Consider the following 23239-nt stretch of genomic DNA (forward strand, 5'->3'; position numbering starts at 1 on the left):
GATCAGCCTCCGAGTGCTGCGAGATATTCGCTGTAGAACAGGGCCAGACCGATCGCCGACGCGATAGCTGCGAGCAGCCAGAACCTGATGATGACCGTCGTCTCCGCCCAGCCACCGAGTTCGAAGTGGTGGTGGAACGGGGCCATCCGGAAGACTCGCCGTCGGCTGGACCGGAAGACCGCTACCTGGATCACCACCGACGCGGCTTCGGCGACGAACAGCGCACCGATCACGACCATGAGCAGTTCGGTACTGGTGGTGATGGAGAGACCGGCAAGCATGCCGCCGAGAGCCAGCGATCCGGTGTCACCCATGAAGATCTTCGCCGGGGCGGCATTCCACCAGAGGAAACCGATACACGCACCCGCACCGGCCGCGCACAGCAGCGCGAGATCGAGCGGATCGCGAACGTCGTAGCAACCCTTGCCCGGGTTCATCTCGCAGGAGTTGCGGAACTGCCAGAACGTGATGATGACGTAGGCGCCGAGCACGAAACTCATCGCTCCGGCCGCGAGCCCGTCGAGACCGTCGGTGAGGTTGACCGCATTGGACCACGCACTGACCAGCAGGTAGCAGAAGGCGATGAACACCACGGAGCCGAGGGAGATCGTGGCGATGTCACGGACGTACGACAGGTGCACGCTGCCGGGGGTTCTGCCGTCGGCGCCCTTGAACTGCAGGGCCAGGATGCCGAAAAGTACCGCGGCGACGAACTGCCCAACGAGCTTCGCGGTCTTGTTCAGTCCGAGATTGCGTTGCTTGCGAATTTTGATGAAGTCGTCCAGAAACCCCACCCCGCCGAGCGCGGTGGTGAGTCCGAGGACCAACAATCCCGATGCCGAGGGTCCACCTGCGTTGTCCATGCCGAGACCGATGAGGTGCGTTCCGAGGTATCCCGCCCAGATGCCGGTGAGGATGGCCACGCCGCCCATCGTGGGGGTGCCACGCTTGGCCTGATGACTTGCCGGGCCCTCGGTCCGGATCTCCTGCCCGAAGCCCTGTTTGGAGAAGGCCTTGATCAGGACCGGTGTCAGCATGATCGATACGGCGAGTGCGATCGCCGCGGCGACGAGGATCTGGATCACCGAGATGCCTCCGTGTCCGGCGTTTCGGTCGGATCGGGTGTGACGGTGTCCGGCTTCGCGGTGAGCAGCGCATCGGCTACGGTCCACAATTCGACCGATTTCGACGCTTTCACCAGGACCAGATCACCGGGTTCGAGTTCTGCTTCGAGAATCGCAATCGCAGCGGCAGCATCCGGGACGACTACCGACTCGTCTCCCCACGAACCCTCCATGACCGCACCCTGATGCATCGCGCGTGACGTTCTACCCTCGCCGACCACGATCAGCTTGCTGACGTCGAGCCGAACTGCGAGTCTGCCGATCGCGTCGTGTTCGACCACAGATTCTGGTCCGAGTTCGCCCATCTCACCGAGCACCGCCCAACTACGGCGGCCGAAATGTCGATCGGATCTGGCCATGGACACCAGGGCCTTGAGCGCGGCACGCATCGAGTCGGGGTTGGCGTTGTAGCTGTCGTTGACAACAGTCACACCGTCGGGTCGTTCGGTGACCTCCATGCGGCGCGCGGACGCAGCTCCGGTCCCTTCGAGGACCTTGGCGATCTCTGCGACCTCGAGCCCGCTCTCGAGCGCGACGGCGGCTGCTGCGAGAGCGTTCCCTACCTGGTGTTCACCGTGAACAGCCAACCGAATCCGCGCCGAACCTTTCGAACAGACCAGCGTGAAGCTCGCTCGCGCCTGATCGTCGACTACGACGTCGGTGGCGCGAACATCCGCGGCTTCGCCCTGCCCGACCAGCACCACGCGGGCGCGAGTGCGAGTAGCCATGGCCGCGACCATGCGATCGTCCACGTTGAGCACGGCGACACCACCGTCCTCGGCCGACGGTAGTGCTTCCACCAATTCGCCCTTGGCCGTCGCGATTGCATCACGCGAGCCGAATTCACCCAGATGTGCGGTGCCGACGTTCAACACCACACCGATCCGAGGCGGCGCGATCTCGGTCAATTCGGCAATGTGGCCGACCCCTCGGGCCGACATCTCCAGCACCAGGAAGCGGGTCGTGTCGTCGGCACGCAGGACCGTCCATGGGAGCCCGAGCTCGTTGTTGAACGATCCGGGCGGCGCTACCACCTCACCACGCTCGCGTAGCAGCGCTGCAATCAGATCCTTGGTGGACGTCTTGCCCGCCGAGCCCGTCACACCGACGAGCATCAGGCCCCCCGCCGACGACAGTTCGTCGACCGCGACGCGCGCCAGCAACCCGAGAGCGTGCAACACCGCCGCCCCGGACCCGTCGGCATCGAATTCGAGAAGCATCACCGAACTGGGACCGTCCGTGGGCACCGGTGGGACCACGATCGCCGGAACACCGACCGGGCGCGCGGCCAGAACCGCGACGGCCCCCGCCGCGGTAGCCGCGCGGGCATGGTCGTGCCCGTCGACGCGAGCGCCGGGAAGCGCCAGGAACAGTCCTCCGGAACCGACCTTGCGTGAATCGAACTCGACACTGCCGGTCACCACGGTCGACGGATCGTCGACATCGTGCAGGGTTCCTCCGACGATCTCGGCTATCCGAGAGAGCGTCATCGGGATCATTGTGTTCCTCCATGTGCTGTGTCGATCGCGAATCGGCCGATCATCTCGCCCAACACCTCGCGGTCGTCGAACGGGTGTTTCACACCGTCGATTTCCTGACCCACCTCGTGACCTTTACCGGCCACCAGGACTACATCGCCGGGCTTGGCCCACCGAACTGCCTCTTCGATCGCCGCCGCCCGGTCGCCGATCTCACGCACCAACCCGCGCTCGGCCTCCGGCACCGCGAGTGCGCCGGCAACCACCGCGGCGCGAATGAGCGCCGGATCTTCCGTGCGGGGATTGTCGTCGGTGACGATCAACACATCAGCACCGCGCGCCGCCGCTTCCCCCATCAGTGCACGTTTACCGGCATCGCGATCGCCGCCCGCACCGACCACGACGACGACCCGACCGGGCACCTGGGCACGAAGCGTGGCGATCACTGCCTCGACTGCAGCCGGTTTGTGCGCGTAGTCGACCACGGCGAGAAATTTCTGGCCCCGATCGATTCGCTGGACCCGGCCCGGGACGTCCACGGTTCCCAGTGCCCGCACCGCCACCGCCGGATCGATCCCGACCTCGAATGCGGCCGTCAACGCCAAGGCCGCGTTCGCCACGTTGTACCGACCGGGCAACCGAAGCGCGACTGGCAACGAGCGCCCGCCCGGTCCCGTCAGGTCGAATGTCTGCGACCCGTCGTCGCCCACGTCGACCGCGCCGACGGTCCACGCCGCATCGACATCGGACGTGGACACGGTGACGGCAGGTTCGGAACCGGACGACGCCAACGCGGCCATCCGCACCCCCCACCGGTCGTCGACGCAGACGACCGCTCGGCGGGCCCGAACAGTCGATGCCGGGTCGAACAGTCGGGCTTTCGCGTCGAAGTACTCCTCGAAGTCGCGATGGAAGTCCAGATGGTCTTGCGACAGATTGGTGAATGCTCCGATGTCGAAGCGAATCCCGTCCACGCGGCCCAGTGCCAAGGCATGACTGGACACTTCCATCACCACGGTGTCGATACCGTGCTCGGCCATCACTGCGAACAACGCGTGCAGCTGGGGCGCCTCCGGAGTGGTCAATGCGCTCGGCATCCGTCTGCCGTCGATTCTCGTCTCGATGGTCCCGACCAGTCCCGGTTTGCGGCCGGCGCCGGCGATCGCGGCTTCGAGCAGATACGACGTGGTGGTCTTACCCGACGTACCGGTAATACCGACAACTCGCATTTTCTCGGACGGTCGCCCGTAGATTTCCGCGGAGATCTCCCCGAGCACGGCACGAGGTCGATCGTGCACGAGAACCGCCACCGGCCTGTCCACATCACCGAGTCCGGCGGCGCGGATCTTCTCCAGTCCCAGACCGTCGGTCAAGATCGCTACTGCTCCGCGTTCGACTGCATCCGCCGCGAACTCGGCACCGTGGGTTCGGGTCCCCGCCAGCGCAGCGAACAGGTCGCCCGCAACTATTGCCTGCGCGCGCAGATCTACTCCACTCACCGACACGGCCGACTCTCGTCCACCCACCCACTCCACGCGCGCACCGGACAGGTCGGCCAACGCGGTGATCGCGGTGAGATGCGGACGCGCGGGCCGTGTTCGCGCCGCGTCCGTATCTCGCGAGGATTGCGAAGCATTCGGCACTCTCACTCGACTCCTGGCATCTGTCGTTGAACATTGGTTGTCGCAGCGCCTGAACTGAATGTCCGAATCCGATACACTGCGGCATTTGAGATTACCGTGCCCAGGATTCACCCGAAGACCGGTCGAGCCTGACGGTCACCGTCAATCGGCCTGCAACACCAACTTGCGGCCGGGATCCGGAGACATCGGGATGCTGTCGCGCTGCAGCATCCAGGAAGCGATGTCGTGGAACAACGGCGCTGCTGACTGCCCGCCGCCACCGTCGACTCCCCGAACCGGAGCGTCGAGCATGATTCCGATCACGAACCGAGGGTTGTCGGCCGGCGCGATTCCCGCGAAAGTGATCCAGTAGTTCGAGTTCGAGTAGCACTTGCACGCCGGATCGACTTGCTGGGCCGTTCCGGTCTTCCCGCTCACCTGGTAACCCTCGACACCGGCGGCAACACCGGTGCCGCGCTGGTTGCCCGTGTCGTCCTGGGTGACGGCACGAAACATGTCGCGCACCGTCGCCGCAGTCTGCTCGCTGACAACGTGCACACCCTCTGGTTGCGGTGTCTCGGTGCGATCTCCGTCCGAGTCCACCGTGGCCTTGACGATCCGAGGCGCAATCCGCACACCGTCGTTGGCAATGGCCTGATACATCCCCGTCATCTGCAGCAGCGTCATCGACAGACCCTGGCCGATCGGCAGGTTCGCGAACGTTCCACCCGACCACTGGTCGAGACTCGGTACGCTTCCGGCACTTTCACCCGGGAGACCGACCTCGGTGCGTTGACCCAGGCCGAACTTGTTCAGCATGTCCGCATACCGTTGCTCCCCGACGCGTTGCGCGAGCATGAGGGTACCGACGTTCGACGACTTACCGAACACACCCGTCGTCGTGTACGGCGCAACCCCGTGATCCCAGGCGTCCTTGACCGACACACCCGACATCTGAATGCTCCCCGGGACCTGCAGAACTTCGTCCGGGGTGGTCTTTCCGTCCTCGATCGCAGCGGCGGCGGTGACGATCTTGTTCACCGAACCCGGCTCGAACGGCGTGCTGACCGGAAGATTTCCCATCTCGGCGGTGGGCGCGTTGTTTCCCACTCCGATCGCCGGATTGAAAGTGCCACTGTTGGCCATGGCCAGGACTTGACCCGTCTTCGAGTCGAGCACCACTACCGACGCGTTCTTCGCGCCTGACTTGTCCTTGGCGATCTGCGTCTGCTGCTGGACGTAGAACTGCAAATCCGAATCGAGCGTCAGTTCGACGGCGGAACCGTTCACCGCAGGCTGCTTGTCCCGCCAGCTCCCGGGGATAACCGCGCCGTCGGAGCCTCGGTCGTAGGTTTCCGAACCGTCGGTTCCCGCCAGGGTCGAGTCCATCGAATCCTCGAGGCCGAGCAACCCGTGCCCGTCCCAGCCGGTCGCTCCGACGACATTGGCTGCCAAGGATCCGCCGGGATACTCACGGATGTCCTGCCGCTCCAGCCCGACCTCGCGGAACTGCGCGACGATGTCCGCGGCGACAGCCGGATCGACGCTGCGTGCCAGATAATCGAAAGTGTCGTTGCTGTTGAGCTTTTGGAGAACGTCGGCTTCGGGTGCCGCATCACCGAGTCGCTGGTGAATTCCGGCCGCGATCTCTTTCAATCGATCGGCGACCTCCGGTTGCAGTTTGTCCCCGCTCGCGCCGTCCTTGACACTCTTGTCTCGCGCTTCCTGAAGTTCCTGACGGACCCGCACCGGTTGGAACGTCAAGGCTTTCGCCTCCATGGTGAACGCGAGCGGGTTGCCGTTCCGGTCGGTGATGGAGCCGCGGACGGCCGGATCGACCTGCGTCGTCGTACGCTGATTTGCAGACTGAGCGGCAAGGCTGGGCGCATCGACACCCTGAATCCAGAGCAGCTGCAGCGCCGCAACCGCCAACGCTCCGCACATGGCGACACGGCCGACGCGCTGACGAAACGGAAACGATGCCGTACTCGACTTTCGTGGGCGCCGCGGCGCAGACCCTCGGCGGTCCGGACTCACCGGTTTGCCTCGGGCACCACCGTCGTCGGAGTAGGCGGCGTCGAGGCCACCGGAATCAGCTGTTCACTCTGGGCCAGGTTCTGTGTCGCGGCCGGCGGGGTCGACGGCGAAACAGGCACCGTGGGAACAGTTGTCACTCGCGGCGCGGGAGCCGGCGGATTGGGCGTCGGCGGCGCGTCGAGCGGCGGCAACGCTCCCGGCGTGGCCGGCGTCGGCGTACCGACCACTTCCACCGTCCCGTCCGGATGAACCACCAGACGAGCCGGGTCCTTGGCCGGCACCATACCGAGGGCACTCGCTTCGTTCGCCAACTCCGGCGCCGAGTTACGGGACTGGAAATCGCGTTCGAGAGCAGACTTCTGCTCCACCAGAGACTTGTTGTACGCCCTCGCGTCGCTGAGCTGATAAGAGTCCTCGGCGGCACGAGTGGTCAACAGCAGAGTGACCGCCAGACCTACCGACAACAGACCGATGATGGATACCACGAACGGGATTCGCGATCGCAGAACTCCACGCCTCGACGTCGTCACCGTCGCCGACGACGTCACCGGAGCGCGGCCCGCCAGACGCGCGGTCCTTTTGTCGTACGCGCGCTGAGCCGCCCCCGAACGTGCTTCTCGGTTCGGCCGCTCACCGTTGGACATACCCTGACCGCTCATCCCCGCCTCCTGGAAATACGTTCCGCGGCACGCAAGCGCACCGGAGCTGATCGTGGGTTTTCCTCGACTTCCGCTTCGGAAGCACGCTCCGCGCCGCGCGTGAGCACCCGAAACTCCGGCCCCATGCCCGGCAATTCGACCGGTAATCCCTCCGGACTGGTGGACTTCGAACGAGGAACCAACTCCGCCTTGACAACTCGATCCTCGAGCGACTGGTAGGACATGAAGACCACCCGACCACCGATCGCAAGCGCATCCAATCCGGCGGGTACCGCAGTGCGCAGGGAATCGAGCTCCCCGTTGACCTCGACTCGCAAAGCCTGGAAGGTGCGTTTAGCCGGATGTCCGCCGGTCCGACGCGTCGCCGCGGGAATCGTTCGATACAGCAACTCGACGAGCGCCGCACTGGTGGTGAACGGCTCCCGCTCACGCTGCCGCAGAACTTCGGAGGCGATCTTTCCCGCGAAACGCTCTTCCCCGTACGTACTGAGGATCCGAGCGAGGTCACCGTGACCGTACGTGTTGAGTACCTCGGCTGCGGTCAAACCCGACGTCTGATCCATGCGCATGTCGAGTGGAGCGTCGATCGAGTACGCGAATCCACGGTTCGCCTCGTCGAGCTGCATCGACGACACACCGAGGTCGAACAGGATGGCGTGAACCGATCCCACCGTCGGCAGGCCCGCCTCGGCCAGGGCATCCTCGATGCCGTCGTACGTGGTGTGCACGAACGTCGTCCGGTCCGCGAAACGTGCCAACCGCTGTGACGCGATCTGCAAAGCGTCCGTGTCACGATCGAGCCCGATCAGATGTAACCCCGGGTACTTTCCGAGAAAGAATTCCGAATGCCCCCCGAGCCCGAGAGTCGCGTCGATCATGACGGCATGATCGCCCGCGGCATCGATAGCGGGGCCGAGAAGATCGTCCGCGCGATGCAGAAGAACCGGAATGTGCGCAAAACCGTCGACGTCCGAGGGTTCGTTCACCTCGTGATCAACCATAATTGCTCCGGCTCCTACTTTCGTGACATCAGGTGAAGTTGACTGGACAGCCGGAGAATGCTTCGAGGTCCCTGCCCGAATGAGAACCTGGCGCTGGGGAAGTGCGTCAGGGTCTTTTCGGGCAGAGGCCTCGCGGCATTCTCCGTCTACATCCGCCTAGACGATCTCGCTGAGAGATTCGCCGGTCGCTTGGGAGTAGTCCTCTTCGTTCTCTCCGAGATACCTCTCCCAGGCGGCAAGATCCCAGACCTCGAGGTAGTCCACAGAGCCGGTCACTACGCATTCCTTTGTCAGGTTCGCGTACCGCCGATGGTCTGCCGAGAGGGTGATTCGCCCCTGGGCATCGGCGTGTTGTTCGTCGGTACCCGCCGCCAACGCACGGACGTACGCGCGTGCTGCGGGATCGTTCCTCGGTGCTGCCGCGGCCTTGCGAGCAAGCTTGACGAATTCGTCGCGCGGATAAATAGCCAGGCTGTGATCTTGACTCTTCGTGACCATCAGCCCTCCTGCCAATTCGTCTCGGAACTTTGCCGGCAAAGTAAGTCGTCCTTTGTCGTCGAGCTTCGGCGTGAAGGTACCGAGAAACACTCGACACCTCCTGCGAGCCTTCGCCGACACCCTCCCGGTCGTGCGATAGGAGCGCTACCTCTCCGCCCGGACCCACAGTACCCCACTTTCCCCCACTTACAAGGTGCGAAGTGTCCTTATTCGGCAGAAATTGCTGAGAAATTGCAGGTCGGAGCGGGTGGAGCAGGGTGGGTCCGAATCGAATCGTGTCCCGAGACACACGAACCGCGTGCCCGCCCGTCACGCCTCTCCGGCCGGTGTACTCGACAAAGCCCGAGAACAAGGCGGTCGGCGAGCCTGATCATGACGATGCAGATGCGCGCGTCCTGCTCGATCGGAACATTCAGGGGGAAGAGTGGGGGTGACGACAGGCGCGCCGACAACCCGCCCGATCGACCGGTATTCGAATGTTCGACGGGAGGGCAATATCACTCGAACGTAGGAAGGCGTGGTGATCGACACCATGTCGGTCACCACGCCTTGAAGTTCGATCGGGCCACCACTTTCAGGGAGCGGGGCACCGACAACTCAGTCCTGTTCGAATCTCCGCTTGAAGCGGTCTTCCATTCGCGACGAGAACCCACCGCCGGATTTACGGCCGCGTGAGCGCCCCGCATTGCCACCGGTAGCTCCCGGCGGTGGGCCCGATGCACCGGCAGCGCCGTCGGCTGCCGCATCAGGTGCACGTCCCCCGCCCCAGATGGCAAGCACACCTGCACTGAACATAACGATGAATCCGACCAGACTGATGATCGGGAAATCGCCCAATCTGACGGGGAGGGCCACTCCCGCTATCAGAAGGATCAGACCCAGCACTAACAACGCCGCAGACTGGAATCGTCGTCTACTCGACGGCACCCGCATACGGCCGCCCCTCACATTGGAGGCGAACTTGGGGTCTTCGGCATAGAGAGCGCTCTCGATCTGATCGAGCATGCGCTGCTCGTGCTCGGAGAGTGGCACGGTACCTCCCCCGGCACTGGAAGTTAGGCAACCACCCCACGGTGTGAGGTGGCGGGTAATCAATCTCGCTGACTACCTGTCTTCATAATACGAGCAGTTTAGGTCTCGGACCACCAACTACGGGTACGAGTTCCGCCACAAGCGTAAGGAGTCAGCTTTCGACACCGGTGATCGGCACCCGCTATCCCGAAAACACCGACATAGTTGCACGTCAGCGCGCCTTCGGCAAGACCCGTGATCTCACGAGGCCTTCAGGTGTCCGCGCGTCTGCTGTGCGAGAAATTCCTCGACGGCCGTCAGGAAACGTTCGACTTCGGCAAAAAAGCCGTCTGCATCGACCGAACTGACGTCGACACTGACCCCCGTCTCCACTGCCGCGCGAGTATCCGACCATCCGGCGAAGTAGTCTGCCCACTCCCCGAACATCGGCGATGCACCCGCCAACAGGACCCAGGCATTCCCGGTTCGTCGTCGTGCCGACGCTCGAGTGACGACACTGCCCGCGAGCACTGCGCCCGCCCCTCGCAAGGCGGCAAGGTACGAGCATCGAAATCGGTCGGCCGGATGGCCTGCGTCGAGCGATTCGGTCAGCAACCCGCCCGCCTTCACCAACAGACTCCAGGCGTGTCCACGCTCTGCCGCGCCCGTACCGACACCGCGATGGTGGCGCGAGCGGACGACTTCCGACCCCACCCGAGTCCCATCGGAGGGCACCGGACCCCGCGGACGCGCCAAGTCGGCCGGAAGGGCCCGGGCGGAGCTCGACCCCTGCGACACCGCTCGTTCGGGCGCCACTCGCTCGGACACTGTTTGTTCGGACGTGACTAGATCGGACACCGGGCACCTCCCGCACCGTCGTGATCCCCCGAGTCACCGGTGGTGCTCGCTTCCCTTCGAGCATCACCGGTGCCCGTTGTCGAACATTTGTTCGACCTATTCAATATAACTGCACCCACCGACACATCGTCAAGAGAATGAGGTGAGACCGGTCGATCCGCAGACCGCCTGGACACCGCGCACCGTCGACCTGGACCGTGCGGCATTCACGCATCGACTCCACGAGGCGCTCGCCGTCTACGTCACCGCGATGGACTACCCACGCGGCACCGAGTTCCACCGTGCCCCCATGTGGCAGGAACACTCGAACCGTCCCGGCTGGAAGGCCGTATGCACCCTCGCGGTACCCGACGACCGAGCGGTAACCGACCACCTCGCAGTTCCCGATGCACCTCTCGTCGGCATCGCCTACGGCTACCGCGGCGGCCCCGGGCAGTGGTGGCACCAACAAGTCCTACGTGGCCTGCAACGGGCCGGCCGGCCGCAAGCCGAGATCGACGCGATCATGAGCGACTACTTCGAGCTCACCGAACTGCACGTCCATCCGAGCAGCCAGGGTCATCGGGTCGGGGAAACGCTGCTTCGACGTCTTGTCGCGGATCTGCACGAGCGCTCGGTTCTGCTCTCGACCCCCGAGGTGTTCGAAGAGGGTAATCGCGCGTGGCGACTGTATCGACGCCTCGGATTCCAGGACGTCCTTCGACGATTCCGGTTCGCAGGCGACAACCGCCCCTTCGCCGTTCTCGGCCGCGGACTCCCACTGTGACGGCGGTTCTGGACGCCGTCGTCATCGGAGCGGGACACAATGCGCTGGTAGCCGCCGCGTACCTGGCTCGCGCCGGCCGAACCGTCGAGGTGCTCGAGCGTGACACCGTTCTCGGTGGCGCGGTCTCGACGGTCGAACGGTTTCCCGGATATCGCGTCGATCGCGGATCGTCGGCGCACATCATGATCCGACATACCGGGATCGTCGAGGAGTTGGGACTCGCCGCCCACGGGCTGCGCTACATCGACTGCGATCCGTGGGCATTCGCGCCCCCCGCCCCGGGAACCGACGAACCTGCGATCGTCTTCCACCGCGACCTCGACGCGACCTGTCGATCGATCGAGGCCGCGTGTGGCCGCAGGGACGCCGACGCCTACCGGAACTTCGCCCGTGTCTGGTCCGAGCGCAGCCGACGGGTGATGCGGGCATTCTCCGCGCCGCCGACAGGCCGCAATCTGCTGAGCTCGTTCTGGGGCCTCGACACCGGAGGCGGAGGTAGCGATCTGTCCCGCCAATTCCTGAGCACCGGCGACGGCCTCCTCGACGAGTACTTCGACAGCGAGCGACTCAAAGCGGCACTCGCGTGGTTCGGGGCGCAGTCGGGTCCGCCCATGTCCGAGCCGGGGACGGCGCCGATGGTGGGCTTTGCCGCTCTCATGCACGACCTCCCTCCTGGTCGGGCTGTGGGTGGTAGCGGCGCGTTGAGTGCCGCGCTGGCGTCGAGGATGGCCGTCGACGGTGCCGCGATATCGCTGGGCGACGCGGTCACGGCGATCCGTCGTGACGACCCCGGGTGGTCGGTGACGACAGCGAGCGGCCGCGTCGTGCGGGCACGAAGTGTCGTCGCCGGATGTCACATCCTGACCACCCTCGACCTTCTCGGCGGCGGCGGTTTCGACACCACCACCCTCGACCGCTGGCGGCGGCGCATCCGCGTGGGGCCCGGTATCGGGATGGTGATCCGACTCGCGACGTCGGATCTTCCCCGCTACACCGGGGCGCACAGTTCCGCCGAAAGCACTTCGGGCCTACAGCTTCTCGTCACCGACCGGGCTCATCTGCGCACCGCGCACGGTGCTGCGCTGGGCAGCGAGCTTCCACCGCGGCCGGCAGTCCTGGGAATGAGTTTCAGCGGCATCGACCCGACCATCGCGCCCGCCGGTAAGCACCAGGTGACGTTGTGGTCGCAGTGGCAGCCGTATCACCTCAGCGGTGGCCGGGACTGGGCGTCACTCGCCGACAGCGAAGCGGACCGGATTGTCCGCGAGATGGAGTCGTTCGCGCCGGGCTTCACCGACACGGTTCTGGACCGGCACATTCAGACGCCGCGGGACCTCGAATCGGAGTTGGGGCTGATCGGCGGCAATGTCATGCACGTGGAAATGTCGCTCGATCAGATGATGATGTGGCGGCCTCTTCCCGAACTGTCCGGACATCGTGTTCCCGGCGCGGACGGCCTGTATCTGACAGGTGCGTCGACGCATCCGGGGGGCGGGGTGTCCGGTGCCGCCGGGCGCAGCGCCGCCCGGATCGTCCTCACGGACACCACACCACGAGGGGTCGGACGGCAGCAGATCGAACGGAGACGGCCATGACTCCCCGCGAACGTATTCCGCTGTTCATGGCTCTCGCGGCCGTCGCCGCGCAGATCGTCTACCCCCTCGTCGACGGATCGACGCGAGACGCGGTCACCGTCGCCGTCGTCGGATTCCTCGCGCTGGCGTCCGTCTCCCATGCCGTCATCCACCGGGGGTGGCTGTGGGCGTCGGCGTTACTGGTGGTGACGGCCGGGCTCGGATTCGCCTCGGAAGTGATCGGAACGGGGACCGGCATTCCGTACGGCTGCTATCAGTACAGCGTCGATCGACTGGGTCCGTCACTGGCTGACGTTCCGTTGATCGTCCCGTTCGCGTGGACTGCCGGCTTCTACCCGATCTGGTGTGTGGCCACCCGAATAGTGCGGGACCTCGACTCCGTGCAACGCCGGGTAGCCCGTATCGGACTCGTCACGGTCGGGTTGGTCGGGTGGGACCTGTACCTGGATCCACAGATGGTCGCCGACCGCCAGTGGTCGTGGTGTGTGACCGATGCCGGGCTGCCCGGAATCGAGCACATCCCGCTGACCAACTACCTCGGCTGGTTACTGGTCGGGTTCATCATGGCCACACTCATGGACGCGGTCTCCGCCGCCCGTGAACCGATACGAACTCCGGACGCGGTTCCGTACGGACTGTTCCTGTGGACCTGGCTCGGATCCGCACTCGCGCATACCGTCTTCCTCGATGCTCCCGAACTTCGGTACTCGGCCGGATACGGGTTGGTCGTGATGGGCATCCTGGGGGTTCCTCTACTCGTTACGATTGCCCGAGAACGCACTTCACGCGCCGACACGCCCCCTGCGCGCTGACCGAGAGGGCGCCGGCTGGCACGATGACGGTGTGCAACAGTTCACCGAACGTGCCTCCACATGGTCCAGACGCAAGCGAGTTCTGGCCGTCGTGATTCTCGCGATCATGTCCGTCCCGTTTCTCGCTGGCTGTGTCCGAATCCAGGTCTCGATGGGTGTCTCCGCCAACGACCGAGTCAGTGGTCAAGTGGTCGCCGCAGCCTTGCCCGCGAACGAAGCCGACTCCGGACCACAGCTCACACCGCCCTCGTCGTTGAGCGGCAAGGTACGTGTGCAGGAGTACAAGAAGGACGGCTATGTGGGCACTCAGGCCTTCTTCAGCGATCTGACTTTCGGCGACGTGGCACAGCTCGGCTCCATGTACAGCGAGGGGTCGGGCGCTTTCGAGATCTCACTGACCCGGGCCGGCGACACCGTCGCCCTCGACGGCAAGGCGGACCTGAAATCGCTGCCTACCCAAGGTGCCGACGTCCAGTTCAGTATCGCCTTCCCCGCCAGAATCGCCACCACCAACGGCAATCGGGACGGCGACTCCCGCGTCTCGTGGACCTTGGCCGCCGGCGAGGTGTCCACACTTCGGGCGGAAGTCAGTTACGCCGATCCGAATACCCGTAGTTTTGCCGGCTGGGCGGGGATCATGGGTGGTCTGACCCTCGGTGTCGCTGTCGTCGTCGGTGCGATGGCCTGGTTGGCGCGCGATCGCACACCTGTGGCCCGGCCAACGACGACCGGCACGTCCGCACGGTGAGCCGGGTCGTACTCGGCGTCGTGACGGCAGGCTCGACAGTTGCGCTTGCGAGCTCGCTCGTCGCGGCGGTCAACCGGATCACGACGCCGGCCCTGGGTGTGGCGCCGCTCGTGATCGCCGAGACGGTACACGTCTGTGTTCCCGCACGGGACGAAGAGGATCGGCTTCCCTCGCTGATCGGCGATCTCCGCCGGCAGATCGGGGTCGAGAATCTGCACGTCACGATCTACGACGATCGATCCACTGACCACACGTTCGACTTGGCCGAACGGGCCGTCGACGGTGATCGACGATTCGAGGTCGTCCGCGGCGTGGACGACCCTGAACCGGGGTGGTTGGGGAAATCTGCGGCCTGCGACGCGGCGGTTCACCACGGTACCGCGCCGGATGCCGACGTACTGGTGTTCCTCGACGCCGACGTCCGACTGACGCCGAATGCCCTCAGCGCTGCGGTCACCGAGCTACGACGCGGCGGCGCGGCTCTCCTCACACCGTGGCCGGTGCAGCTCGCCGAATCATGGCCGGAACGGCTTGTTCAGCCGCTACTGAGCTGGTCCTGGTGTTCCACGATGCCGACGAAGATCTCCAATGCCGTCACTGCCGGATCGACTGCCGTCGCCTGCGGACAGTTCCTCGTCTTCGACGCCGAATGCTATCGCCGGATCGACGGTCACCGCGCGGTGGCCGCCACCGTGACGGAAGATCTCGCGCTCGCCCGTGCACTGCGGGGAATCGGGCTGCGAACCACCGTCGCGATGGCGGGTGAGCATGCGCGATGTCGGATGTACACGAATGCGGCAGCCTTACGGGAGGGCTACGGCAAATGGCTGTGGAGCGCGTTCGGCTCCCCGGCCGGTTCCGTCGCGGTTCTCGCCGGCGCCACCGCGGTCTGGACGGTCCCCGCCCTCGCCGCGGCGGTAGCCCGCGGACGCATCCGCTGGATCGGGGTGCTCGGGTACATGGCCGGCGTCGCGTCGCGGCTACTTGCCCGCTCCACCGAAACGCGACGGCCACCGACCGTGCGTGACCTCCTCGACGCTGCCGCGCACCCCGTCTCGGTGGTCGCGGCGGTGGTTCTCACTGCCTCGTCGACCTACGACCGGCGGCGCGGACGCACCACGTGGAAGGGCCGACGGCTCTCCTGATCCGCGCCCCGCTTCGACCGTCCTATACCGCCGCCGCCGCGTCGGCAGGCGATTCGGAGGTCAGCCCGAGGCGTTCCAGGACCTCGCTCGTGGCCCGCGCGAAGTTCAGCGTGATGAAATGCAGACACGGTGCGCCCTCGGCGATCAACCGCTCCCCCATTTCGGTGGCCAGATCGATGCCGAGTTCGCGGACAGCTGCCCGGTTCTCGTCCGGTCCGCTGCCCGCGGCAGCGTCGAAGCGTCGCTCGAGAGCCGGCGGTAACGACGAGCCGGACAGTTCGAGCATGCGGCGGACGGACCGCAGCGACGTCACCGGCATGAGCTCCGGAATGATCGGTTTGGCACCCTGTTCCGCGTCGTAGGCGCTGACGCGGTCGCGCAGACGCAGGTAGTCGTCGACGTCGAAGAACATCTGGGTGATCGAGTACTCGGCGCCTGCGCGCAGCTTCGCGACGAGATACCGGGTGTCGTATGCCAGGTCAGGGGCGCGGTGGTGGCCTTCGGGGAAGGACGCGACACCGACGTGGAAGTCTCCGAGGTCACGAACCATGCGAACGAGTTCCTCGGCGTATTCGACGCCGTCCGGGTGCTTCTTCCATTCGCCCAACGGGTCACCGGGAGGGTCCCCGCGGAGCACCAGAATGTTACTGATCCCACGATCGGCGTACGCGCCGACCATCGAGCGCAGCTCGTCGATACTGTGCGAGACCGCAGTCAGATGCGCCACCGGAAGCAAGGTGGTCTCTTCGGCCAGTTCACCGGTCACGCGCACCGTGCGATCACGCGTCGAGCCGCCCGCACCGTAGGTCATCGACACGAAAGCGGGACCGAGCCGCTCGAACGTGCGTACGGCCCGCCATAGTCGCGCCTCACCGTCCGCGTCGCGTGGTGGCGAGAATTCGACCGAGAACGGAATCCGGCTTCCGGTGGAAGAACTGATCCGATCCACGATCGACGGGGTTCGGGTGGCCCACCCTTGGCTGGCACGTCCCCTGACTGCATCGAATGTCACCGGACAAGCATATGTTTTCCCGGCTCGACAGTAATCATCACCTCGTGGCAAAGTTCCCGAAATCGAAGATCTTGCAGATCACAGGCCACCCGGACCAATGCGGTCCGGCCTACTAAGCTCAGCAGTAGTCGCGGCACGGCAATCCGTCGATCGGCGCGAGACGTAATCGACCTGGGAGGCCATCCTGTCCGCAGGAACACAGCGCGTTGGACAGACCTCGATCGAGCGCCCCTCGCACCCGACGTCGACGCAACTGCCCGCGCTCTTCGAAGAGGCGATTCGAGACTTCTTCGCCTCACGTAGCGATCTCGTCACGGGTATCGGTGGCGGGTACGAAACCGCGGTCGGCGCGCTCGAGAGTTACATTCTCCGTGGTGGCAAACGCGTGCGGCCGGCGTTCGCCTGGACCGGTTGGCTGGGTGCTGGCGGCGACCCCGGCGCCGAGGGTGCGGATGCGGTCGTCCGGGCGTGCGCGGCGCTCGAGTTCGTCCAGGCGTGCGCACTGGTGCACGACGACATCATCGACGCCTCCACGACTCGGCGCGGATCCCCGACGGTGCACGTCGAGTTCGAGGATCTGCATCGACGCAGCGGATGGGCCGGTGATTCGGCGCACTACGGCGAATCGGTCGCCATCCTCCTGGGTGACGTGGCGCTGGCCTGGGCCGACGACATGATCCGTGAATCGGGGATCGACGCCGCCGCGGCGGCGCGGGTGAGCCCGGTGTGGTCCGCGATGCGCACCGAGGTTCTCGGCGGGCAGTTCCTCGACATCGGCAACGAAGCTCGCGGCGACGAAACGGTGGAAGCCGCCACGCGGGTCAACCGGTACAAGACGGCGGCGTACACGATCGAACGCCCGCTGCACCTGGGTGCAGCTCTACAGGGCGCGGACACCGATCTGATCGCCGCGTACCGAACATTCGGGACCGACATCGGTATCGCGTTCCAGTTGCGCGACGATCTACTCGGCGTGTTCGGTGATCCGTCGATCACCGGTAAACCGTCCGGTGACGATCTGATCGCCGGAAAGCGCACGGTCCTCTTCGCGCACTCGCTCGTGCGGGCCGACGAGTCGAACCCGGCAGTGGCCGCCGAACTCCGTGCCGCGATCGGTTCCGAACTCAGCCCCGCCGACGTCGACCACCTGCGAACCGTCATCGTCGAGCTCGGCGCGGTCGACGATGTCGAGTCACAGATCGACACACTGGTCACCTCGGCCACCGTCGCGCTCGAGGCGAGCACCGCCACCGACGACGCCAAGGAACGCCTGACGGCGATGGCGCTGGCCGCGACGAAGCGGACCCACTGACCGTGACCGACCCCCGCCGCACGAAATCGGTACCCGGTCCCACCGATCGAGTGGTGATCGTCGGAGCCGGGCTGGCCGGGCTCTCGGCCGGACTGTATCTACTCGGATCAGGCCGCTCGGTCACCGTCGTCGAACGCGACAGCTCGGTCGGCGGTCGGGTCGGCGCCTACGCCGGAGTCGACTACCGCATCGACAACGGTGCGACGGTCTTGACGATGCCGGAGCTGATCGGGGATGCACTCGCAGCCGTCGGCGCGGCCCCGTCGACGATCGAACCACCGCTGCGAATTCACAAACTCGACCCGTCGTATCACGCACGTTTCGCGGACGGTACGTCGCTGAACGTCCATTCCGACGTCGACGCGATGGCCGCGGAGGTGGCGCGCGTGTGTGGCCCGCAGGAGGCCGAACGCTATCGGGCACTGCGTCGATGGCTGGCGCAGATCTTCGAGGCCGAATTCGACCGATTCATGGACGCGGATTTCGACTCTCCGCTCGGTCTCGTGAACTCTGGCGCGGCGCTGAAGGATCTCGGCAAGTTACTCGCGCTGCGGGGCTTCGGAAAGCTCGGCCGTCAGGTCGACCGGCTGGTCCACGATCAGCGCCTGCGCCGAATCTTCACCTTCCAGGCGCTGTACGCGGGCGTGGCGCCGTCGCGGGCACTGGCGGTCTACGGCGCCATCGCGCACATGGACACCTCGCTCGGGGTGTACTTCCCCGAAGGGGGAATGCGGACGATCGCGGAGTCGATGGCGGCCGCGTTCACCACCGCGGGTGGGGTGCTGGCACTGGGCAGCGGTGTCGAGCGGCTGGGGGTCACCGACGGTCGGGTGACGTCGGTGCACACCGGCAGCGGTACCGTTTTCGACTGCGATGCGGTGGTCCTGACGCCGGACGCGTCCGTCTCCGATCGCCTGCTCGCGCCGCACACCCGGCGGCGGCCGCGGCGTGTGCTGTCGTCGCCGTCCGCTGTGGTGATCCACGGCACGATTGCGACGTCGGTCACGCAGGGCTGGCAGTCGAGGGCCCATCACACCATCGATTTCGGTCAGGCGTGGGAGCGTACGTTCGCGGAGATCACCGCCCGCGGCGGCCGGGGCCAGTTGATGAGCGATCCGTCACTTCTGATCACCAGGGCCGGGGTCTCCGATCCGTCGTCGATCTTCATCCGCGACGGCGTGCACCGAGAACCACTGTCCGTCCTCGCACCGTGCCCGAACCTCGATAGCGCACCGCTCGACTGGGCTGCCCTGAGAGATCCGTACGTCCGCGAAATCACCTCGACCTTGCAGCGACGCGGCTATCACGGACTGGTCGACGGCTTCGACATCGATCACGTCGACACCCCACAAAGTTGGCTCGACAAGGGGATGGCGACCGGCAGTCCGTTCGCCGCCGCACACACGTTCGGTCAAACAGGTCCGTTTCGCCGTAAGAACCTCGTTCCGGGAATCACGAACGTGGTGTTGGCCGGTTCGAGCACCGTACCCGGCGTCGGAGTTCCGACCGTGATGCTCTCCGGCCGACTGGCTGCGGAACGGATCACCGGGCGAGCTGAACCGAGGCTGGGCGGTAGCCACTCCTCCGAGCAACTAAACTGACCCGACGTAACCCACCATTCATCCATGATTCACCGAGGCGGCAGTGACGCCGACCGGATTCACCGAGGCGGCCGCGACGCCTGCCGATCGAAACCGCTCGCCTCGGGGGAGGAACCCGCACCGATGACACCCTCTGCCGCAGCCACGGAACGACCGTGGCACCTCAGAGCCGGCGATTTCCTCCGCACCCCGGAAGGTCACAGCGCGATCCTCGGGTTCGTCGGGGCCGTCTTGATCACTTTCGGTGGCTTCGGGGCGGGCAGTGTCCGACGGCAGGATCCGCTCCTCGAGTCGATGCATCTGTCGTGGCTGCGGTTCGGACACGGCTCGATCATGTCCGCAGCCATCGTGTGGATCGGCGTGTTGTGCATGATCGCCGCCTGGGTCCGACTGGGACGTTCGACGCTACGCGGTGACGTGTCGCTGCGCGGTCTTCGATACATCGTGCCGGTGTGGACGTTCCCGCTGCTGTTCGCCGTCCCCATGTTCAGTCGGGACGCCTACTCGTACCTGGCACAGGGCGCACTGCTCCGCGACGGCTTCGATCCGTACGCGGTAGGACCGGTCGTCAACCCCGGAATCCTGTTGGACAACGTCTCGAACGTATGGACCACGACCACCACTCCGTACGGACCAGTGCATCTTCTCCTCGCCGACGCGATCGTGCGGGTCACCGGGGACAACGTCATCGCGGGCACGATGCTGTTGCGTGTGGCCATGCTGCCCGGACTCGCTCTGCTGATGTGGGGCGTTCCGCATCTGGCCACGAAGTTGGGCGGCAACACTGCCGTCGCGCTGTGGCTGGCGGTCCTCAATCCGCTGGTGCTGATCCACCTGATCGGCGGAGTGCACAACGAGTTGCTCATGGTCGGTCTGATGGTGGCGGGCATCGCCCTCGCCCTCGAACGCAAGCATGCGTTCGGGATCGGACTGATCGCGCTGGCGGTCGCGATCAAGGCCACGGCGGGAGTAGCTCTGCCGTTCGTCGTGTGGATCTGGATGATTCACCAACGTGAGGACGCGGCTGAGAAGAACCTCGCCGAACCGTCGCCGATCGCGTCGTTCGTCAAGACCGCCGGGACCGGTCTGGCGATCTTCGTGGCGGTGCTGGGTTCGACCTCGTTGATCGCGGGTGTGGGTCTCGGCTGGACCACCGCCCTGTCGGGTTCGGCCAAGATCATCAACTGGCTCTCGCTGCCGACGATCGTCGCGCATATCGGCACCATGGCCACCTCGTGGTTCGCGGGCGACCATTTCAACGACATCCTCGGCGTCGCCCGAACTGTTGCCGCCGGCGTTCTGATCGCGATCATCTTGTACGTGTGGTGGCGCTTCCGTAAGACCGAACGCGACGCGGTCATGGGCATCGTGATCGTGATGGTCGCGATCGTGCTGCTCTCCCCCGCCGCGCTGCCCTGGTACTACTCGTGGCCGCTGGCGGTGGCCGCAGGGTTCGCCTCGAGCCCGACCATGCTGGCCGTGCTGACGGGGTTGTCGACATGGTTGATGCTGGTCTTCCAACCGGACGGATCGATCGGCCTCTACACGTTCCCGCACGTCGCTCTCGCCGTCTTCGCCGCAGTGGTAGCGGCGATGTCGCTGCGCACCGAGGATCCGTTGCGGCTGCGCCGGAAGCAGCCGGAGAAGAGCGTCGACGCCACGTCCGGGCGACCGTGACGTCCGCGGCGCTGTTGGCGCAGTCGTATCGTCTGTGTGAGCAGGTGACAGCACAGAACGGGCGTACGTACTTTCTGGCCGCGCGCCTGTTGCCCGCACCCCGGCGCCGCGCCGTTCACGCCTTGTACGCCTTTGCCCGCATCGTCGACGACATCGTGGACGAGCCGGGCGACGACGCGGGCGCCGCGATTTTGGCCGCGGTCGAGGCTACGACGTTCGCGGCCCTCGACGGCCGTCGCGACAGCGCCGACCCGGCACTGCCCGCCGAGCTGATCCGGGTCCTGCCCGCATTCGTGGATTCGGTGACCTCGTTCGACATCCCGCACCCGTACTTCCGGGCGTTCTTCGCGTCGATGAGAATGGACGCCCCCGACAGCCCCGACTATCGGCCGGTGTACTCGACGATGTCGGAGTTGAGCGAGTACACCTACGGCTCGGCGGTCGTGATCGGTCTGCAGTTGTTGCCGGTACTCGGTGTGTCCGGGACCGTCGAAGAGGCTGTCCCGGCGGCATCCGATCTGGGTGACGCTTTTCAACTCACCAATTTCATTCGCGATGTCGGCGAGGATCTCGATCGTGGCAGACTCTACCTACCGAGCCGAGAGTTCTCGGCCTTCGGCGTGGACGTGCCACTTCTCGAGCACGGCCGCCGCACCGAGACGGTCGACATCCGGGTACAGCGCGCCCTGGCACATTTCATTGCTCTCACCCGAGCCCGGTACCGCGCCGCCGAGCCGGGAATCGCATTGTTGGACGCGCGCGTACAGCCGTCGATCAGAACTGCGTTCGTGCTCTACGGCGCGATCCTGGAGCAGGTGGAAGATGCCGGATACCGGATACTGCACCGCAGAGTCACCGTTCCCAGTCCCACCAGACTGCGGGTGGCGATTCCCGGACTCGTGAAGTCGACCACCTACGGACGGATCCTCACCGGACGCACCGACTCTCGAGTCAGAAGGCCATAGCCTGCGCGCGCCGGATGATTTCACGGGCCAGGTCACCGTGCAGGGCGTCGACGGGGCGACCGGGCAACGATTCGTCGGCGCGGAACAGCCAACGCAGTGTTTCGACGTCGGTGTAGCCGCCGTCGCCGAGGACGGCGAGCAGACCGGGCAGCCATTTGACGATGCTGCCGTCGGCGTCGAAGAAGAGTTCGGGTACGCCCAGGACGCCGCGGCGCTTGACGGCGATGATCTTGCGATCGCGCAGCAGTTGGTGCACCTTGGCGAGCGGGAGGCCGAGGTTTTTCGACACGTCGGCCAGCTGGAAGAGGGATACCGAGGAATCCAGGACATCGTCAGAATACGGAATAGCGCTCACCGCGGGAAGTTTATCGGGTCCGCTTTCGAACTCCGGTATCGCCCGGCGGGCTGTCACCTTCCCACGCACACCAACATCTCGGTCGCGCCCCGCTGGAATTCGTAGTCGACGCCGACCACGGCGGTGTCGATACCGGCGGTGTCCAGCCGCCGACGCACGAGGTCGAGTTCGGGGTACGGTGCTGACGAACCCATGGGTACGAGCGGGAAAACACGTACCTCGTTGCCTGCGACTCGCACGAGTTCGCGCAGGTATTCGTCATGAGCGTGCACATCGAGTCGGTCGGCGTAGGTGAACAGCAGGTGCGACGACAGAACCAGGTCGAACGATCCGTCGTCGAACGGCAGCGTCGGCAACGTGGCGGCGACATACGAGTTCGGATGTGCGGCACTGTCTTCGACGAAACGACTGACCGCATGCAGTCGATGTTCGAGATGGTGGGCGGCGTCGCGGAAGAAGGTGTCGCAGTAGTGACCAGCATTCTTCGAGACGTACTCGTTGCCGCGGATCGTCTCCGCTCGAAGCGCGTCGCCGGAGATCTCACCGTCGGCGTATGCACGATCGCACGCCGTCACGCGTGTCCCCCGGCGGCGGGCATCGGCGGTGAAGGCGGACGCCCCCGCCGGGCAATCGAGAATGTTCGACTCCAGATCCGCGTCGTCGAGGGCGAACATCGCGACGTACTCGTCGAACGACCGTGACGAGACGAGCACGGATCCGATGTTTCCTGTGGACATGACAACTCCTGTGAGTGAGACCTCGCGGAGCGGACCACCGGTCCGTCTTCGCTACACGGCGACGGGGGTGTGATCGGTACACCCGTGATCGGCGGCCTCAGGGCGAGGGCCACCACGACGTCACGGATCGACTGCGCACCGGGTCACGGTAGCAAGAGCCGGGTCAGGGCGGGCGGGAGCGGCCGAGGTCCGCCTTCGCCGTGCGCGAATCGAACGCCGGGGCGCT

The 23239-nt window shown here is 65.5% G+C and carries 21 protein-coding genes; 9 read left to right on the forward strand and 12 right to left on the reverse strand.

The window, feature by feature from the left end; all coding sequences use genetic code 11:
* Nucleotides 1-2: 2 nt before the first annotated feature.
* The 9 genes from mraY to ABH922_RS12310 form a co-directional block, all read right to left on the reverse strand.
* Nucleotides 3-1085 (reverse strand): phospho-N-acetylmuramoyl-pentapeptide-transferase, encoded by a 1083-nt coding sequence (gene mraY / locus ABH922_RS12270; protein WP_424807181.1) that lies wholly within the window; start codon nt 1083-1085, stop codon nt 3-5.
* Entirely contained in the window at nt 1082-2623 is a 1542-nt protein-coding gene (locus ABH922_RS12275) for a UDP-N-acetylmuramoyl-tripeptide--D-alanyl-D-alanine ligase (protein ID WP_424807182.1), read from the reverse strand. The genes mraY and ABH922_RS12275 overlap by 4 nt, the downstream gene beginning before the upstream one ends.
* Complete coding sequence (locus ABH922_RS12280; RefSeq protein WP_424809653.1) at nt 2620-4245, reverse strand: UDP-N-acetylmuramoyl-L-alanyl-D-glutamate--2,6-diaminopimelate ligase; 1626 nt, start codon at nt 4243-4245, stop codon at nt 2620-2622. Before ABH922_RS12280 ends, ABH922_RS12275 begins: the two co-directional genes overlap by 4 nt.
* A gap of 141 nt (nt 4246-4386) precedes the next feature.
* Nucleotides 4387-6261, reverse strand: a complete 1875-nt coding sequence (locus ABH922_RS12285; protein WP_424807183.1) for a peptidoglycan D,D-transpeptidase FtsI family protein — start codon at nt 6259-6261, stop codon at nt 4387-4389.
* A complete protein-coding gene (locus ABH922_RS12290; protein ID WP_424807184.1) occupies nt 6258-6920 on the reverse strand; it encodes a hypothetical protein in 663 nt (220 codons plus the stop codon). Before ABH922_RS12290 ends, ABH922_RS12285 begins: the two co-directional genes overlap by 4 nt.
* A complete protein-coding gene (gene rsmH, locus ABH922_RS12295; protein WP_424807185.1) occupies nt 6917-7921 on the reverse strand; it encodes a 16S rRNA (cytosine(1402)-N(4))-methyltransferase RsmH in 1005 nt (334 codons plus the stop codon). The genes ABH922_RS12290 and rsmH overlap by 4 nt, the downstream gene beginning before the upstream one ends.
* Before the next feature lie 156 nt (nt 7922-8077).
* Nucleotides 8078-8509 carry a division/cell wall cluster transcriptional repressor MraZ gene (mraZ, locus tag ABH922_RS12300; protein WP_424807186.1) on the reverse strand — a complete coding sequence of 144 codons (432 nt, stop codon included), beginning with the start codon at nt 8507-8509 and terminating at the stop codon, nt 8078-8080.
* Between the two features lie 507 nt (nt 8510-9016).
* Nucleotides 9017-9451, reverse strand: coding sequence for a DUF3040 domain-containing protein (locus tag ABH922_RS12305; protein WP_424807187.1), 435 nt, complete (start codon nt 9449-9451; stop codon nt 9017-9019).
* 240 nt (nt 9452-9691) lie between these two features.
* Nucleotides 9692-10288, reverse strand: a complete 597-nt coding sequence (locus ABH922_RS12310) for an SAV_6107 family HEPN domain-containing protein (RefSeq protein WP_424807188.1) — start codon at nt 10286-10288, stop codon at nt 9692-9694.
* A gap of 142 nt (nt 10289-10430) precedes the next feature.
* On the opposite strand from ABH922_RS12310, the gene ABH922_RS12315 reads away from it, so the two are divergent.
* The 5 genes from ABH922_RS12315 (at nt 10431) to ABH922_RS12335 (ending at nt 15354) form a co-directional block, all read left to right on the forward strand.
* Nucleotides 10431-11054, forward strand: a complete 624-nt coding sequence (locus ABH922_RS12315; protein WP_424807189.1) for a GNAT family N-acetyltransferase — start codon at nt 10431-10433, stop codon at nt 11052-11054.
* Nucleotides 11051-12649 (forward strand): phytoene desaturase family protein, encoded by a 1599-nt coding sequence (locus ABH922_RS12320; protein WP_424807190.1) that lies wholly within the window; start codon nt 11051-11053, stop codon nt 12647-12649. Before ABH922_RS12315 ends, ABH922_RS12320 begins: the two co-directional genes overlap by 4 nt.
* Nucleotides 12646-13461, forward strand: a complete 816-nt coding sequence (locus ABH922_RS12325) for a carotenoid biosynthesis protein (protein ID WP_424807191.1) — start codon at nt 12646-12648, stop codon at nt 13459-13461. The genes ABH922_RS12320 and ABH922_RS12325 overlap by 4 nt, the downstream gene beginning before the upstream one ends.
* 106 nt (nt 13462-13567) lie before the next feature.
* A complete protein-coding gene (locus ABH922_RS12330) occupies nt 13568-14209 on the forward strand; it encodes an LppM family (lipo)protein (RefSeq protein WP_424809654.1) in 642 nt (213 codons plus the stop codon).
* Entirely contained in the window at nt 14206-15354 is a 1149-nt protein-coding gene (locus tag ABH922_RS12335; RefSeq protein ID WP_424807192.1) for a glycosyltransferase, read from the forward strand. The genes ABH922_RS12330 and ABH922_RS12335 overlap by 4 nt, the downstream gene beginning before the upstream one ends.
* Nucleotides 15355-15376: 22 nt before the next feature.
* Here the strand turns inward: ABH922_RS12335 and ABH922_RS12340 are convergent, their stop codons facing one another.
* Nucleotides 15377-16366: a methylenetetrahydrofolate reductase gene (locus ABH922_RS12340; RefSeq protein WP_424807193.1), complete on the reverse strand. Its 990-nt coding sequence runs from the start codon at nt 16364-16366 to the stop codon at nt 15377-15379.
* 220 nt (nt 16367-16586) lie between these two features.
* Here ABH922_RS12340 and ABH922_RS12345 point away from each other — a divergent pair, with 220 nt between their 5' ends.
* The 4 genes from ABH922_RS12345 (at nt 16587) to ABH922_RS12360 (ending at nt 21921) form a co-directional block, all read left to right on the forward strand.
* Complete coding sequence (locus tag ABH922_RS12345; RefSeq protein WP_424809655.1) at nt 16587-17678, forward strand: polyprenyl synthetase family protein; 1092 nt, start codon at nt 16587-16589, stop codon at nt 17676-17678.
* A 2-nt stretch (nt 17679-17680) separates the two neighbouring features.
* A complete protein-coding gene (gene crtI, locus ABH922_RS12350) occupies nt 17681-19279 on the forward strand; it encodes a phytoene desaturase family protein (RefSeq protein WP_424807194.1) in 1599 nt (532 codons plus the stop codon).
* A 123-nt stretch (nt 19280-19402) separates the two neighbouring features.
* Nucleotides 19403-20956 (forward strand): alpha-(1->6)-mannopyranosyltransferase A, encoded by a 1554-nt coding sequence (locus ABH922_RS12355; RefSeq protein ID WP_424807195.1) that lies wholly within the window; start codon nt 19403-19405, stop codon nt 20954-20956.
* Between the two features lie 44 nt (nt 20957-21000).
* On the forward strand, nt 21001-21921 hold the full coding sequence (locus ABH922_RS12360; RefSeq protein WP_424807196.1) for a phytoene/squalene synthase family protein: 921 nt from the start codon (nt 21001-21003) through the stop codon (nt 21919-21921).
* On the opposite strand, the gene ABH922_RS12365 is transcribed toward ABH922_RS12360, so the two are convergent.
* Nucleotides 21908-22276: an Rv2175c family DNA-binding protein gene (locus ABH922_RS12365; protein ID WP_424807197.1), complete on the reverse strand. Its 369-nt coding sequence runs from the start codon at nt 22274-22276 to the stop codon at nt 21908-21910. The two genes, ABH922_RS12360 and ABH922_RS12365, sit on opposite strands and share 14 nt — an antisense overlap.
* Nucleotides 22277-22329: 53 nt before the next feature.
* Nucleotides 22330-23013, reverse strand: coding sequence for a methyltransferase domain-containing protein (locus ABH922_RS12370; RefSeq protein WP_424807198.1), 684 nt, complete (start codon nt 23011-23013; stop codon nt 22330-22332).
* Nucleotides 23014-23239 lie beyond the last annotated feature (226 nt).

The organism is Rhodococcus sp. 27YEA15 (assembly GCF_049739425.1).
Lineage (GTDB): Bacteria > Actinomycetota > Actinomycetes > Mycobacteriales > Mycobacteriaceae > Rhodococcus_F.